Raw genomic sequence first — 12,565 nt, 5'->3', positions numbered from 1 at the left:
ATATCATTTTCATGGAAATCAACATAGAAAAAATCGAACATTATATGCAAATGCTTGGTGAAATGGGACTGCAATTTGGCGTACAATTTTTATTAGCCATCGTTGTATATTTCATCGGTAATTTTATTATCAATAAAGTGCTTAGCCTAGTTGGTAAAGGTTTAGAAAAGAAAAAGGTTGAGATTACCTTACATCGTTTCTTATTAAGTATTTTAACTACCTTATTAAAAGCAATTCAAATTATTATTATTGCTTCTATGCTGGGTATTCAAACCGCATCCTTTATTGCTATTTTGGGTGCGGCAGGTTTGGCCATTGGTTTAGCATTGCAAGGTAGTTTGGCTAACTTTGCTGGTGGTGTCTTAATATTATTATTCCGACCGTTTAAAAATGGCGATGCCATAAAAGCACAAGGTTATGTGGGTAGTGTTGAAGAAATTCAAATATTTAACACTATATTAAAAACCTTTGATAATCAACGTATTATCATTCCAAACGGTTTGTTATCAAATGGCTGTGTCACTAATATTAATGTCAATGGTACACGACGTGTTGATATGGTTTTTGGTATTGGTTATGACGATGATATTGTTAAAGCAAAAACACTGCTGCGTACATTAATTGAAGCGGATGAACGTGTGCTTAAAGATCAGGGTGTAGATATTTGGGTGGGTGAACACGGTGAAAGCTCAGTGAATTTATTTGTTCGTCCTTGGGCGAAGGCTGAGGATTACTGGGGCATTTATTTTGAAATGATGGAAAAAGTGAAAGTTGAATTTGATAAAGCAGGTATCAGCATTCCATTCCCACAACGAGATGTACACATACAGCAAAAATAATTAACAGTGTTTTCTTTAAAAAACCTATTTCAGTATTTCTGAAATAGGTTTTTTTCGTTTTAGTAGCATATTTACTTATAATTTCTCTGATTTAAATCAAGAAATAACTTTTTAATCTAATAAATAATGCAAATGCTATTGATTCTTGTTTGGTTTGTGGTTTAATGTCGCAAAATAAATATAAGATACATTAAATAACATAACTTTCTGGATAAATAACATGAATAAAACATTAATTGCCTCAGTTATAGCAACTTTGCTTACAAGCAATGCAGCTATCGCTAGCGATGAAACTACTGAATTACGTAAAGTCATCACTCAACAACAAGAAGTGCTTAAGTCACTAGAACAACGTTTAAATGAAACAGAAAAAAAACTTGAAGCTACGGCTGATCAAGTTGAAGTTGTTGCTGAAAGCGAAGGTGGTATGTTTGCTAACACTACAATTGGCGGCTATGGTGAATTACATTACAACAACTATGAAGATCAAGATGCTAAGATAGATTTTCACCGTTTTGTCTTGTTTTTCGGCCATGAGTTTTCAGATAGCATCCGTTTTTTCTCTGAATTTGAACTAGAACATTCTCTTTCTGGCGATGGTAAACCGGGCGAAGTTGAACTTGAACAAGCGTATGTTGAAGTTGATATTAATGAAACGATCAGTTCTAAAGTTGGTTTGTTCTTAATTCCTGTCGGTCTTATCAATGAAACGCATGAGCCACCAACATTCTATGGTGTTGAACGTAACGGTGTAGAGAAAAATATTATTCCTGCTACCTGGTGGGAAGCTGGTTTATCATTTAATTACAAGCCTGTTGGCGGTGTAAGCATTGATGGTGCCGTGACTAGTGGTTTAGAAGTAGGTGATGATTTTAAAATCCGTAACGGGCGTCAAAAAGTAGCTAAAGCAACAGCAGAAAACCTTGCTTACACAGGTCGTGTTAAGTACACCGCCATTACTGGTTTAGAACTAGCAGCGACAGTACAGTATCAAACAGATATCACTCAAGGTGGCAATAACTTTGACGCTCCTATTGATAAAGCAGATGCGACATTGCTAGAAGCGCATGCTGTTTATCAAGTAAATGATTTCTCTGTACGTGCTTTATACGCGCGTTGGGATATCAATGGTGATGAAGCAAAAGCGTTAGGTCGTGATGAGCAAACAGGTTGGTATCTTGAACCGTCTTATAAAATAAGTGAAAAAGTAGGCGTTTTTGCTCGTTATGCAGAATATGATAACAATGCTGGAAATAGCGATTCAACTGCTGTTGAGTCGACCAGCGTTGGTGTTAGCTATTTCTTACATGAAGACGTAGTATTAAAAGCGGATTATGAAGACTTAGGTGGCTCTAAAGACTCAAAAGGCTTTAACTTAGGTTTTGGTTATCAATTTTAATTTATAGTAGCTACTGCTATTAAATTAAATAGCTCAATACTGTTTTATGCAGTGTTGAGCTTTTTACAAATGAAAAGTGATGCTCATGTTAAGTTGAATTGACACGTATTTTAGTGGCGTCAACTAATCATGAAAAACTCAGAGTAAACTAGTGAAGAAAATTTTATTTTTTGTCCTTTTATACTGTTTTTTAGCGATGAATGTTATGGCTAAAGGAGTATATCAAACATCAGAGGAATTCCTTAAGGGGGTTTTTACTGAGCAAGTACCTGCTGCGCAAGTGCTGTGGTTAAGTGCGGAAGATAGAAAAAATGTCGCTGACATACTTAGTCATAAATATAATCGTATGCGAGTACGGTATTGGCAAAAAGAAAATGACAGTGTTTGGGTATTAAATGAAGTTGGCAAAGAAAAACCTATCACTATTGCCGTCCATATTCATAAAAATGCAATTAAACAGCTCAAAGTACTCACGTTTAGAGAAAGCCGTGGTGATGAAGTTCGTCATGATTTTTTTAGTGAGCAATTTACCCTAGCGACATTAACAAAAGACAAAACCCTAAGTCAGCAAATTGATGGTATTACTGGTGCAACTTTATCAGTACGAGCAACTACAAAAGTTGCCAGACTTGCCCTGTGGTTAAATACTAAAGTTACTCTTTAAAACCGAGACTAGCTAAAACGATCTTGCTCAGGCAAAATAACGACTTATTTTTTTATTCTCTAGCTTAATACGCTAATAAGTCTTTATTTAGTTGCTGCCTACTTATGAAAAAAACAGTTAAACCATTCTCTCAACACCTTAATCGCACTTTCAGAAAGTGGCACCGAAAGTTAGGCGTGTTTGCAGCATTCTTCATTGTCTTTTTATCTCTCACGGGAGTCGCTCTTAACCATACCGATAGTTTATCGTTAGCTCACCAACCGATTAAAAGCACACTTTTACTTGATTATTATGGCATTGCTGCCCCCCAAGACGTTCGTTTTTATCAACAACGAACCATTCAGGTGATTAATAATAGCGTCTGGTATAAAGGCGATATGTTGTTTGAAAGCGATACTACAGTGGTGAGCGTTGGCCTATTATCATTGAAGCATAATCAAGAAAAAGTGCTAATTATCGCCACTCGCAACAGTATTTATTTATATGATCTAAACGGCGGTTTAGTTGATATGCTCGGTACTGAATCGGGTGTACCTGAAATGATTAAAGCAATGAGTATTAACAGCGGTCAGGTGATTGTAGACAGTGCCAATGGTTATTTTCAAACGGATAGTGATTTTTTTGATTGGCGAGTTATTCAACCATTAATTGCTCCTAATTGGCTGAAACCTGAAAAAGCCTCTGATGTTGAGACACAGCAAGCCACACTTGCTTATCGTGCGCAATTTTTAACATTAGAACGCATTATTATTGATAGTCATAGTGGCCGTATTTTGGGAGTAATTGGGGTATATTTTATGGATCTTATTGCCTTATTATTGATTATTCTATCAATCAGTGGCCTTTATATTTGGATGAAGTACACCAAGAACTCTAGAACTAAATAACCTGTGCTCGGCTTAACAAATGTTTATCTAGCCGCTATTTTTCCTAACTTCTGCGTTAAATTTACTGGCAATAGACCCGCTATTGACGCGAAATTTGCCTTGAATGAAGAAAAAACTATCAAGCCAAAATATCCCGGTGATTTTGTAGGTATTTTAATTGGTTAAGTGTCTATAAAACCAAGTTCAGCTTAAATAGGCGTTAAATATTAGTTGAACACCGAACTTTTATTTTCTTGAGTATTCATTATTGCGCGAGTGCTTGCTCAATCTCGCCTTCATATAGCTGCTGTTTTTTGCCATTAAAACCTGAATGGGCACTAATGAGCTTACCTTTTCGGTCAAATAGGTAGCTGCTAGGCATACCCTTTAATTTAAATTGTTGCGCTAATTTTCCTTTGGCATCATAAATAATGGCAAAGTTAGCGGGGGTTTGCTGTAAAAACTTTTTAGCTAGTTTCTGCTCAGCATCCAGATTAATGCTCAGTACCACAAAACCTTGGTTTTGATGCTTTGCCTGCATAACATTCATCCAAGGGAAAGATTTACGGCAAGGAACGCACCAAGAAGCCCAAAAATCGACATATATGATTTTACCTCTATGTTGTGCCATTGCTTGTTCAAATTCATTAACTGGACCACTGGCGAGTACTCCTTTAGTTGTAAAAAATAATGCCATAGTGATAATTATCAGGTTTACTAAAGTTTTTAGTGAGTTGGCCATATTACTTCCTACATTTTTTAAACATAAGTTAACTATACTTAGTTTTAGCTGTGGTGCACAATATCTTATGAGAGATTCAATTCAATGTATATTTTTTAGAGCCTAGTGAAATGAAAATACCGTTAAATTTATTATTAATTGTGCTCGCTTGTTACGTATTTCCCAGCCAAGCATGGTGGTTTTTTTCTGTAAATACGGCGAGCGAATCTGTTGGAGTTAGTCCTACTCATGAAAAGGCAAATGATGAATGGTTAAAAAAGCGCTTTAGTAAACAACATCAACAGTTAATACCTGTTGTTGCCGTTGCTGATATATTTTTCATTTGTAATCAGGTGAGAAAATTTGATAAGGCTGACTACAAGCTTAATTTCTTAATCACAGAAATGGATAAAAATATATTAGCAGAAAAGCTTGGGCGCTGTTTAGGTGAAGATACAATGCAGTCAGATGTGGCATTAAATTTTGGCTTGTTGGGCTGTTTTCAAGGACAGCTTGCCCATTTACCAAAAGCAGAGCGAGAACAAAAAATGCATTTAGTTAAACAAGCTGTCTCTTCTCTTTCACATAGCGAGCGCAAAAAAAGCTTCACGCAATGTGTAACAGAACAAAGTATTCATTATTTAAAATAATTTAGATTAGCCTAGAAATTACATAAATTGTAACAAATACTTAGACTGTTTTACTTTTGCCAGTTTCTTATTGTTAGCAATTTCACTTATAGTAGCGTTAACTTATAAACGCTGTTATTCGAAGTGCCCTGACAAGCATGCAAGTTGATTGGCATCAGATATATATTTATTATGAAAGGAAACCGAGCAAGGTGATACAACAAATGACTCAAGAAACACCTAAAATTATAGTAGTAGATGATGATATGCGTTTACGCTCATTGTTAGAGCGATATTTAGTTGAGCAAGGTTTTACCGTGCGAAGTGCCGCTAATTCCGAACAAATGGACCGTTTACTTGAACGAGAAAACTTTCATTTATTAGTACTCGACCTTATGTTACCTGGTGAGGATGGTTTATCCATTTGCCGGCGTTTACGTCAAAACTCTAATAATATCCCTATTGTTATGTTAACCGCGAAAGGTGACGAGGTTGATCGTATTATTGGTTTAGAGCTAGGTGCAGATGATTATATGCCTAAGCCATTTAACCCAAGAGAACTACTTGCTCGTATTAAGGCGGTATTACGACGTCGTACCCAAGAAGCGCCAGGAGCTCCTGCGTTAGAAGAGAATGTGATTAGCTTTGGTGGCTATCGTTTAAATTTAGCGACACGTGAAATGCAAAAAGATGATATTAGCATGCCTTTAACAAGCGGTGAGTTTGCCGTGCTTAAAGCTCTCGTCACTCACCCTCGAGAGCCGTTATCTCGTGATAAATTAATGAACCTTGCACGTGGTAGAGATTACTCAGCACTCGAGCGTAGTATTGATGTGCAAGTATCACGGCTGCGTAGAATGCTTGAAGAAGATCCTGCTAAACCAAGATACTTACAAACGGTTTGGGGCTTAGGTTATGTCTTTGTACCTGATGGTAGCCCTGCTTAGTTATATTTCCAATCCACTTGAATATGTTGGATTGAGCAGTTAGAAACGTTTACAGACAAAGCTGGTCTAATTATGCTCTGTATTACATTTTCTTTTTAAGGAAATAACCCTTAAAAAGAAAATGTGCCTTAAATATGAATCGTTCAGGTTTGCTGGAGCGAGCATCTTCAAGTGGAACCGATATATGCTCGTTATTCTTTCAAGTTAAGTTACTTATATGAAAATATTGCCGCGTAGTGCTTTTGGACAAACTGTTTTATTGATAGGTTTTTTGCTTTTTATCAATCAAATTGTCTCCTACATTTCTTTTGCGCTCTATGTTATTGAGCCAAATCAGCAACAAATGAATCAATTGTTGGCTAAACAAATACGTGTCGTTTTCATTGATATTGATGATGCTAAATTAAGCCCTAAAATGGCTAAGGCCTTTCATATTGAAACGGGTATTGGTGTTTACCGTGAAGAAGATGCTTACAATTTTGGCTTAGCAAATGCGGGGTTATACCCTTATAGGTCTGAACAAATGTCTGCATTACTCGGTGGACCTGCTGAAGTAAGAATTTCACAAGGGGATGAATATCTGTTTTGGATACGAGCTCCTCAAGCACCACACCTTTGGGTTAAAATCCCGCTAACTGGCATGGAAAAAGGGAGTTTTTCACCGCTAATCTTTTTTATGGTTGTCATTGGCTTATTAAGTGTTATGGGCGGTTGGGTTTTTGTTCGACAACTAAATCGACCGTTAAAGTCATTAGAAATTGCGGCAGAAGATGTTGGTCGGGGAGATTTTCCAGACCCTCTTGTTGAACGAGGAACCTCAGAAGTTATGGCGGTAACTCAAGCCTTTAATCATATGTCAAAAGGTATTAAACAGCTCGAAGAAGATCGAAATTTACTTATGGCGGGTATTTCACATGATTTACGTACGCCTTTGACTCGTATTCGCTTGGCGAGTGAGATGATGCACGAACAAGATGCTTTTCTAAAGGAAGGCATTGAAACGGATATTGATGATATGAATAATATTATCGACCAATTTATTGATTATATTCGTCATGATTCGAAAGATAAAGCAGAGCTTGGTGATTTAAATGTTCTGGTTGAAGAGGTGTTGAATGTAGAAACACCCAACGATAGATTAATCACTTTTCATCCCGGTGAGTGCGCTAAAATTCCATTACGACACGTAGCGGTAAGGCGCGCGCTAGCTAATTTGGTACAAAATGCCATTCGTTATACTGAAGATAAGATCGAAGTGTTCACTGGTGTAGAAAATGACTATGCATTTTTCATCGTTAGTGACAATGGTGCTGGTATTCCAGATGCTGATATTGAGCGATTGTTTCAACCATTTACCCAAGGAGATACCGCTAGGGGGACAGAGGGTAGTGGTTTAGGTTTAGCTATTATCAAGCGAATTGTCGACACTCATGGTGGTAAAGTTGAACTGTCAAATAAACCTTTAGGTGGTTTACAGGCAAAAGTCTACCTTCCTCTGGAGTTCTAACGACACCGCTACTTTTAAGCTATTTAAATTTGCCTTTCTTGAGTTCATTAGGGTCTGCTGAACTTTCGAGATTGTTTTTGCAGCGTTTTGTTGGGTATTTATACAAGGCAGAGCCTTTGTCATGTGGTTATTCAGGACAATATGCTCCTGCATTGTCTAATAAGCGATATCCATATCGCGTCACATCAATAGGCGATAACGCCGTAAAAATGACCAACAAATGCTGTCCGAAGGATTCGGCTATAAGCGTCTTACTCATTGTTGAATAGTATTTGCTTAGAGTAACTAGGCTACACACTACTCGCCGCGATTAAAACGCTTTTATCTCGAACAAAATTTAACCGCGAAAGATCAACAGACCCTAGTACTTTAATTAAATAAAAACAATAAAAAAGCCAGCTGTTAATACATTAACAGCTGGCTTTAAACTATCTCAAGTAAAGCTTATGAAATGCTAGCTTTGAACTTAATACTTTATAACTGAGGGCCTGCAGAAACAAGTGCTTTACCGTTTTCAGTATCAGTAAATTTATCAAAGTTATTAATAAAGCGTTTTGCTAAATCTGCTGCTTTATCATTCCAAATGCTAGCATCTTCGTAGGTGTTTCTTGGGTCAAGAATATCACCTTCAACACCTGCTAACACTTTAGGCACTTCTAGGTTAAATAATGGTACGATTTCGGTTTCGGCATCATCAATTGAACCATCTAAAATAGCATCAATGATGGCACGAGTTGCTTTAATTGAAATACGTTTGCCAGTTCCATTCCAGCCGGTATTAACTAAGTAAGCTTCAGCGCCAACAGCGTCCATACGTTTATGTAACACTTCTGCATATTGAGTCGGGTGTAAGCTTAAGAAAGCAGCACCAAAACAGCTTGAGAAAGTAGGTGTTGGTTCTGTAATACCACGTTCCGTACCTGCTAGTTTAGCCGTGAAACCTGAAAGGAAGTAATATTCAGTTTGCTCTGGCGTTAATTTTGCCACTGGAGGTAAAACACCAAAAGCATCAGCAGTTAAGAAAATTACTTTCTTAGCGTGGCCTGCACGAGAAACAGGTTTAACGATATTATCGATGTGATGTATAGGGTATGAAACACGTGTGTTTTCAGTTTTTGAATTATCATCAAAATCAATTTTACCTTCAGCATCAACCGTAACGTTTTCTAATAATGCATCACGACGAATTGCGTTGTAGATATCTGGTTCATTCTCTTTGCTTAAGTTGATTGTTTTTGCGTAACAACCACCTTCAAAGTTAAATACACCATTATCATCCCAACCATGCTCGTCGTCACCAATCAATTCACGTTTAGGGTCTGTAGATAAGGTCGTTTTACCTGTACCAGATAAACCGAAGAAAATTGCAGTGTCACCATCTTTACCAACGTTAGCACTACAATGCATAGAAGCAATACCTTGAAGCGGAAGGTAGTAATTCATCATAGAGAACATACCTTTTTTCATTTCGCCGCCGTACCAAGTACCACCAATTAGCTGAATTTTTTCTGTTAAGTTAAAAGCAACAAAGTTTTCAGAATTTAAACCTTGTTCTTGCCATTTATCGTTAACTGTTTTAGCACCGTTCATTACGACAAAGTCTGGTTCGTAGTTTTCTAATTCAGCATCAGTTGGGCGAATGAACATGTTCTTAACAAAGTGAGCTTGCCAAGCAACTTGGGTAATGAAACGAACTTTTAAGCGTGTTGCTTCATCAGCCCCACAAAAAGTATCAACAACAAATAAACGTTGGCCAGAAAGTTGTGTAGTTACTAGACCTTTTAAGTGATCCCATGTTTCAGGGGTCATGGCTTTATTGTCGTTTTTACCTTGATCAGACCACCATACGGTATCGCGAGTTACATCATCGCGAACAATATATTTATCTTTAGGAGAGCGACCGGTAAATATCCCCGTGTCTACATTAACTGCACCTAGCTCAGTCACTACGCCTTTATCAAAACCTTCGAGGCTAGCTTTAGTTTCTTCACTAAAAAGTAACTCATACGATGGGTTATAAACAACTTCGTTAACATCGTTGATGCCGTATTGTGACAAATCAATTGAGTTTTTCGGGGCGGTCATAGCAAGTTCACTCCTAAGTATGACAAATTTTAATTTAAGTAAGTCGGTTATTGAAGGACGTCATGAAAGTTTTCATTTTGTCTTTATTGCGGGGTATTTTAGGGTAATAACGAGCAAAACGAAAGTAAAAAATAGTTTATTGTGAAAGTTTTCACTATAAATAAAATAAATGGTGACTATGAAAATTGCAGCTGTTTCAAGTATAAAAACATTAAGTCAATAAAAATAAGGGCTTTGGGGGAGGTGTACTCAGCTATTAATTATCACTATATGGAATAAGTGATAATTAACAACGAAGCTTTCGATTGCTTTTATCGATAAAAAAGCGTGCTTTTTTTAATGATTAACTTTCGAAATGAAACTTTGAAGGCTGAGTTCATCAAAATCATAAGTGGTGATACAGTAATCACAGGTCATTGAAATTTTACCTTGCTCTGCCAAAATTGCTTTTATTTCACTCGGCTCTATTTGTGAAATTGCCGCCAAACACTTATCGGCAGAACAACCACATAAGTAACTGACGGGTTGAGGCTCAAAGATATTCACTTGTTCTTGATGGTATAAACGATAAAGCAAAGCTTCGGCTTCTAACGAGAAAACCTCTTCAGCTTTAATCGTATTGGTTAGTTGGCACAAATGCTCAAAGTCAGCTAACTGTTTTTCTTTATTTTCAGCACTACCATCACCGTCAGGCAGTAATTGTACTAAAGCACCTGCGGTCAATTGCTGCTCAGTATCAGTGAATAGCCAAATTTTAGTTGGAATTTGTTCTGAAACTTCAAAGTAGTGTGCTAAGCAATCAGCAAGGCTTTCTTTATCTAACGCAACAACCCCTTGATAAGCTTCACCTACACTGGGTCGTATGGTAATAATCATTGTGCCTTTACCAATTAACGTTTGCAGTGTGTCAGCAGAGGTTTCTTCTGCTATTTTAGCGATTCCACGCATTTGTTGATTATTATTACCGCTAACCGACATATAGCCAACAGGACCATCACCTTGCAATTGCACAGTAATATCACCCTCAAATTTCAGTGTTGCTGTTAATAGGCAAGTGGCACTAAGCAATTCACCTAATAATTTTTCTACGCCAGCAGGATAGTTATGGTTTTTAATAATGCTCTTAAAGCTACTATTTAATTGCACTAATTCACCACGGGCATGGGCATCGGTAAATAGGTAGCGATTTAATACATTGGATTGGCTCATGGTTATTAGATCCTTTCTTTAAATTCACGTAGTTTTCTACGTTGTTTCTTATCTGGTTTAGTATCACTAGCAGGGCTAAGTAAAATGCCTTGCTTTCGCGCTAGAGAGTTTTTCTCACGGGTTGCTATACTTTGCTTACTTTCTTGATATAAAGTTTGAGCAAAAGTAGCATCACTGCGTTTGTCGGCTAATGCGATAACGGTGACTTCTTTTTCTTCGAACCCCTGTCTTATTTTTATTATATCACCGATTGACACGGCTTTGCCTGACTTAGTGCGTTGACCATTATAAAAAACTTTCCCACCATCAATCATTTGTTTGGCAATAGCGCGAGTGCGATAAAAACGGGCTGCCCAAAGCCATTTATCTAAGCGGGTGGCGTTTTTTTTGGGATCTTGACTTGTTGACATAATAAACCTGAAAACTGGAACTTATAAGAAATATATTGGTCTGAAAACTAGCATTACAACCTTTATTTATCTAGCTTTCGCGAGTTAATTGTTATTTAGTTACGATTTAATTTGCTTAAAAAGCGTAAAATCTCAGGCTATGGCTTGTTGCTTACCTTGCGGTCAAGTATCATTCGTATTTACTTAACATAAATCTAACATATAGTGATGGCTATAAATGAGTAGATTATTTCAAGATAACAATAATATAAGTAGCTATGGCATTTCCGACTAACATGACAACGTTCGCATCATTATTTACACAATTGGGTCATCGAAGAGTTGCGCAATCAGTGATGGCAGTATTAGTCGTTTATATTGCTTATGTCAGTGCAAAGATCACTTGGTCACTTGTGCCGCAAGAACAAACAAGTCAAAACATTTCGGTGAATAGTAAATCAACCAATGCCAATGCTAGCAAAGCAAATAAGGTGATCGATGTTGCTAAAATTCAATCATTGAACCTTTTTGGTCAATATAATGAAAATGCTGAAGAAGCTGTTGTGGAAATGGCTAATGTGCCTGAAACCCAATTAAATTTAACCTTAGCAGGCCTTGTTGCAAGTGACGATAAAGCGATTGCTGCAGCTATTATTGAAAATAAAGGTAAGCAAGAGACTTATGGCATTGGCGATATTATCATTGGGACGCGTGCTAATCTCGAGCAAGTCTTAATTGACCGAGTAATCATTAAACACTCAGGTCGTTTAGAGACCTTGATGCTAGATGGTTTTGATTATAATCAACCTGCGAGAGACGTTGCTAATAAAACAGAACCCAGAAAAACACGCTCTAACGTAAGAGCAAATTCTGCAGGTATGGGAGTAGTTGATCAAAGAAGCAATAAGGCTTTAACCGCGACAGCGACAAACTTGCGAAATGAGTTATCTAAAAACCCAGCAAAAATAAGTGACTATTTACGTATTTCACCTAAACGTAAAAACGGAGATATAGTCGGATACAGCCTACGCCCAGGTAAAAAACCAGAGTTTTTTAAACTTGCTGGCTTAAAAACAGGCGATGTAGCCGTTCAAATGAATGGTTTTGATTTAATTGCTCCAGCGCAGGCAATGCAAGCGATGGCAGAAATGAAAAAAGCGCGTGATATTTCATTATTGGTTGACCGCCAAGGTAACTTGACTGAGATACTGATTAGCTTAAATTAAACGGCTAGGCCAATCGAATTAATAAACGTAACAATTACACCATATAATTAGCGATTAAAGATTTTCTAAATAGATTATCTATTA

At 37.2% G+C, this 12,565-nt stretch carries 12 protein-coding genes and 1 pseudogene; 8 read left to right on the top strand and 5 right to left on the bottom strand.

Features of this window, described 5'->3' with window-relative positions; translation table 11 throughout:
• The first annotated feature begins 11 nt into the window (after positions 1–11).
• From ND2E_RS18595 to ND2E_RS18610, 4 genes are all read left to right on the top strand, one after another.
• Entirely contained in the window at positions 12–839 is an 828-nt protein-coding gene (locus tag ND2E_RS18595) for a mechanosensitive ion channel family protein (RefSeq protein WP_033092319.1), read from the top strand.
• Positions 840–1,059: 220 nt separating this feature from the next.
• Positions 1,060–2,238 (top strand): porin, encoded by a 1,179-nt coding sequence (locus tag ND2E_RS18600; protein ID WP_033092318.1) that lies wholly within the window; start codon positions 1,060–1,062, stop codon positions 2,236–2,238.
• Positions 2,239–2,443: 205 nt separating this feature from the next.
• Complete coding sequence (locus ND2E_RS18605) at positions 2,444–2,902, top strand: FMN-binding protein (protein WP_223303517.1); 459 nt, start codon at positions 2,444–2,446, stop codon at positions 2,900–2,902.
• A 104-nt stretch (positions 2,903–3,006) separates the two neighbouring features.
• Positions 3,007–3,789: a PepSY domain-containing protein gene (locus ND2E_RS18610; RefSeq protein WP_033092316.1), complete on the top strand. Its 783-nt coding sequence runs from the start codon at positions 3,007–3,009 to the stop codon at positions 3,787–3,789.
• 244 nt (positions 3,790–4,033) lie between these two features.
• On the opposite strand, the gene ND2E_RS18615 is transcribed toward ND2E_RS18610, so the two are convergent.
• Entirely contained in the window at positions 4,034–4,510 is a 477-nt protein-coding gene (locus tag ND2E_RS18615; protein WP_033092315.1) for a TlpA disulfide reductase family protein, read from the bottom strand.
• 110 nt (positions 4,511–4,620) lie between these two features.
• Between ND2E_RS18615 and ND2E_RS18620 the strand changes: the two genes are divergently transcribed.
• The 3 genes from ND2E_RS18620 to envZ all read left to right on the top strand — a co-directional run bounded on the left by ND2E_RS18620 (position 4,621) and on the right by envZ (position 7,572).
• Complete coding sequence (locus ND2E_RS18620) at positions 4,621–5,139, top strand: hypothetical protein (protein ID WP_033092314.1); 519 nt, start codon at positions 4,621–4,623, stop codon at positions 5,137–5,139.
• A 203-nt stretch (positions 5,140–5,342) separates the two neighbouring features.
• Complete coding sequence (ompR, locus tag ND2E_RS18625; protein WP_033092313.1) at positions 5,343–6,065, top strand: osmolarity response regulator transcription factor OmpR; 723 nt, start codon at positions 5,343–5,345, stop codon at positions 6,063–6,065.
• A gap of 217 nt (positions 6,066–6,282) precedes the next feature.
• Entirely contained in the window at positions 6,283–7,572 is a 1,290-nt protein-coding gene (envZ, locus tag ND2E_RS18630; protein ID WP_033092312.1) for a two-component system sensor histidine kinase EnvZ, read from the top strand.
• Between the two features lie 19 nt (positions 7,573–7,591).
• Here the strand turns inward: envZ and ND2E_RS23030 are convergent.
• The 4 genes and pseudogenes from ND2E_RS23030 to ND2E_RS18645 form a co-directional block, all read right to left on the bottom strand.
• Positions 7,592–7,870: pseudogene (locus ND2E_RS23030) on the bottom strand (hypothetical protein).
• A gap of 176 nt (positions 7,871–8,046) precedes the next feature.
• On the bottom strand, positions 8,047–9,657 hold the full coding sequence (pckA, locus tag ND2E_RS18635; protein ID WP_033092311.1) for a phosphoenolpyruvate carboxykinase (ATP): 1,611 nt from the start codon (positions 9,655–9,657) through the stop codon (positions 8,047–8,049).
• A 336-nt stretch (positions 9,658–9,993) separates the two neighbouring features.
• Positions 9,994–10,866, bottom strand: coding sequence for an Hsp33 family molecular chaperone HslO (hslO, locus tag ND2E_RS18640; RefSeq protein WP_033092310.1), 873 nt, complete (start codon positions 10,864–10,866; stop codon positions 9,994–9,996).
• A gap of 5 nt (positions 10,867–10,871) precedes the next feature.
• Complete coding sequence (locus tag ND2E_RS18645) at positions 10,872–11,276, bottom strand: RNA-binding S4 domain-containing protein (protein WP_033092309.1); 405 nt, start codon at positions 11,274–11,276, stop codon at positions 10,872–10,874.
• Positions 11,277–11,551: 275 nt separating this feature from the next.
• Here ND2E_RS18645 and gspC point away from each other — a divergent pair, with 275 nt between their 5' ends.
• Positions 11,552–12,481, top strand: a complete 930-nt coding sequence (gspC, locus tag ND2E_RS18650; RefSeq protein WP_033092308.1) for a type II secretion system protein GspC — start codon at positions 11,552–11,554, stop codon at positions 12,479–12,481.
• Positions 12,482–12,565 lie beyond the last annotated feature (84 nt).

The organism is Colwellia psychrerythraea (genome assembly GCF_000764225.1).
Lineage (GTDB): Bacteria > Pseudomonadota > Gammaproteobacteria > Enterobacterales > Alteromonadaceae > Colwellia > Colwellia psychrerythraea_D.
The sequence above is the reverse complement of the archived record's forward strand: the minus strand, read 5'-3'. Positions and strand labels throughout refer to the sequence as shown.

What these genes read in the sequence shown, in the direction of transcription:
- ND2E_RS18595 (WP_033092319.1), top strand. Translation starts at nt 12, where the DNA reads ATGGAAATCAACATAGAAAAAATCGAACATTATATGCAAATGCTTGGT.
- ND2E_RS18600 (WP_033092318.1), top strand. Translation starts at nt 1,060, where the DNA reads ATGAATAAAACATTAATTGCCTCAGTTATAGCAACTTTGCTTACAAGC.
- ND2E_RS18605 (WP_223303517.1), top strand. Translation starts at nt 2,444, where the DNA reads ATGGCTAAAGGAGTATATCAAACATCAGAGGAATTCCTTAAGGGGGTT.
- ND2E_RS18610 (WP_033092316.1), top strand. Translation starts at nt 3,007, where the DNA reads ATGAAAAAAACAGTTAAACCATTCTCTCAACACCTTAATCGCACTTTC.
- ND2E_RS18615 (WP_033092315.1), bottom strand. Translation starts at nt 4,510, where the DNA reads ATGGCCAACTCACTAAAAACTTTAGTAAACCTGATAATTATCACTATG.
- ND2E_RS18620 (WP_033092314.1), top strand. Translation starts at nt 4,621, where the DNA reads ATGAAAATACCGTTAAATTTATTATTAATTGTGCTCGCTTGTTACGTA.
- ompR (WP_033092313.1), top strand. Translation starts at nt 5,343, where the DNA reads ATGACTCAAGAAACACCTAAAATTATAGTAGTAGATGATGATATGCGT.
- envZ (WP_033092312.1), top strand. Translation starts at nt 6,283, where the DNA reads ATGAAAATATTGCCGCGTAGTGCTTTTGGACAAACTGTTTTATTGATA.
- pckA (WP_033092311.1), bottom strand. Translation starts at nt 9,657, where the DNA reads ATGACCGCCCCGAAAAACTCAATTGATTTGTCACAATACGGCATCAAC.
- hslO (WP_033092310.1), bottom strand. Translation starts at nt 10,866, where the DNA reads ATGAGCCAATCCAATGTATTAAATCGCTACCTATTTACCGATGCCCAT.
- ND2E_RS18645 (WP_033092309.1), bottom strand. Translation starts at nt 11,276, where the DNA reads ATGTCAACAAGTCAAGATCCCAAAAAAAACGCCACCCGCTTAGATAAA.
- gspC (WP_033092308.1), top strand. Translation starts at nt 11,552, where the DNA reads ATGACAACGTTCGCATCATTATTTACACAATTGGGTCATCGAAGAGTT.